1 protein-coding gene and 1 pseudogene are annotated in these 2,187 nt (G+C 64.1%); both read left to right on the forward strand.

The window, feature by feature from the left end:
- A pseudogene (locus ACXJL8_RS39375) lies at positions 1-330 on the forward strand (transcription termination factor Rho); the annotation flags it as partial.
- 313 nt (positions 331-643) lie between these two features.
- Positions 644-1,999: a tRNA uridine-5-carboxymethylaminomethyl(34) synthesis GTPase MnmE gene (gene mnmE, locus ACXJL8_RS39380; RefSeq protein WP_456621471.1), complete on the forward strand. Its 1,356-nt coding sequence runs from the start codon at positions 644-646 to the stop codon at positions 1,997-1,999.
- Positions 2,000-2,187: the final 188 nt, after the last annotated feature.

Consider the following 2,187-nt stretch of genomic DNA (forward strand, 5'->3'; position numbering starts at 1 on the left):
GGCGGCTCGTTGACCATCATCGCGACCGCGCTGGTCGATACCGGCAGCCGCATGGACGAAGTCATCTTCGAAGAGTTCAAGGGCACCGGCAACTCGGAGCTGATCCTGGACCGCAAGGTCTCGGACAAGCGGACCTTCCCGGCGATCGACATCTCCCGCTCCGGCACCCGCAAGGAGGAGCTCATCACCGATCCGCAGGTGCTCAAGAAGATGTACGTGCTCCGCCGCATCCTGAACCCGATGGGGACGATGGATGCGATCGACTTCCTGCTCGACAAGCTGCGCTCGACCAAGAGCAATTCCGAGTTCTTCGACTCGATGAACACCTGAGCTGGCCGCAGCAAGGGATCAGAGGGCGCCTTCGGGCGCCCTTTTCGTTTTGTGCGGCTTTGCTGCAGCAAAGTGCAGCAAAAGGAGCGCCCGACAGGTTCTCGGGATGTCAATCAAGTATTTGGTTTTACTCACTGATATTCTTTATCGGCCACGCCTGGGTGGGTTGAGCTGGGAAAACCCGCAGCAAAATGCAGCGTCCTTATGCTGCAACGCAACATAGAGCGTTTGCTGCGGGATAATCGCAGCAAACGAAGGTCTCGCGGTCATGAAACGATATTTGCCTTTTCGCCGGTAGCCGGACAAATAGGCCATGCACCCGCGGGACCAGACCATCTTTGCGCTGTCGTCAGGCAGGCCTCCGAGCGCGATCGCCGTCGTGCGGGTCTCCGGCCCGCAGGCAGGGCCCGCGCTGACGACACTCGCGGGGAAGCTGCCTGCGCCCAGGCTCGCGGGCCGCCGGCTGCTCCGGGACCGGAAAGGGCAGCCGATCGACGATGCGGTCGTGCTGTGGTTTCCGGGGCCGGCTAGCGCGACCGGCGAGGACGTCGCCGAATTTCACGTCCATGGCGGCCGTGCCGTGCTGTCGGCGCTCCTCGCCGCAATTTCTGAAATTCAGAATGTCCGGGCGGCCGAGCCCGGCGAGTTCACGCGGCGCGCCTTCGAGAACGGCAAGCTCGATCTGACCGAGGCCGAGGGCCTCGACGATCTCATCCACGCCGACACCGACCGGCAGCGGCGCCAAGCGCTGCGGCAGTTGCAGGGCCTGCTGGGCGATCGTGCGCGCGACTGGCGCGAGCGTATCATCGAGGCCTCGGCGCTGATCGAGGCCGGCATCGATTTTTCCGATGAGGGCGATGTGCCCGCGGAGCTGAGGGCGCCGGCCGTGAAGGCGATCAAAGCGCTGCATGAAGAAATCACAAAAGTCCTTGCGGCGCAGGGACATTCTGAACGCCTGCGTGACGGCCTGGTGGTTGCGATCGCGGGCGAGCCGAATGTCGGCAAGTCGACGCTGATCAACCAGCTCGCGCGCCGCGACGTCGCGATCGTTTCGCCGCATGCCGGCACGACGCGCGACGTGATCGAGGTGCAGCTCGATCTCGACGGTTATCCCGTCACGGTGATCGACACCGCCGGCATTCGCGAGACCGATGATCCGGTAGAGCAGGAGGGTGTGCGGCGGGCCCGGGCGCGGGCCGAGGACGCCGACCTGGTGCTGTGGCTGGCGGAAGGACGGCAGGCCATCGATCCCGAGGCAATGCGATCGCTGCGGAAGGCGTCCGGCAAGATCGATCGGTCCGGCGGCTCGGTCTGGATCGTGCGCAACAAGATCGACCTCGTTGACGCCGGCGGCGGGCCAGGCGGCGAGTTCGGGATCTCGGCCAGCCGRGGCGATGGCATTCCCGAGCTGGTCGACGCGCTGGTGAAATTCGCCTCGGAGTTCTTTGGAACAAGCGAGGGTGCGTTGGTGACCCGGGCGCGCCAGCGGGACCTGCTGCGCCAGGCGTCAGACAGCTTGCGCCGGAGTCTGGAGCTTGTAGAAGAGGGCGAGGAACTCGCCGCCGAAGAGCTGCGCGCCGCAGCCTATGCCCTGGGCCGGCTGTTGGGCCGGGTGGACGTCGAGGACGTCCTTGGCGCCATTTTCCAGAAATTCTGCATCGGAAAGTAGCGCTAGTTCTTCATTGTAGGATTAGCGCTTGTTCCGCTTCTTGGTTGTTTCACGTGAAACAGGCTGAGCCGGGTTCCAAGCCGTTTCACGTGGAACACGCGCTATGCCGGCGGTGACAGTCATGAGCGCCCCAATCTCGTCATTGCGAGGAGCTCTTGCGACGAAGCAATCCAGGCTAGCTCCGCGGA

This window comes from Bradyrhizobium sp. P5_C11_2 (assembly GCF_054049755.1).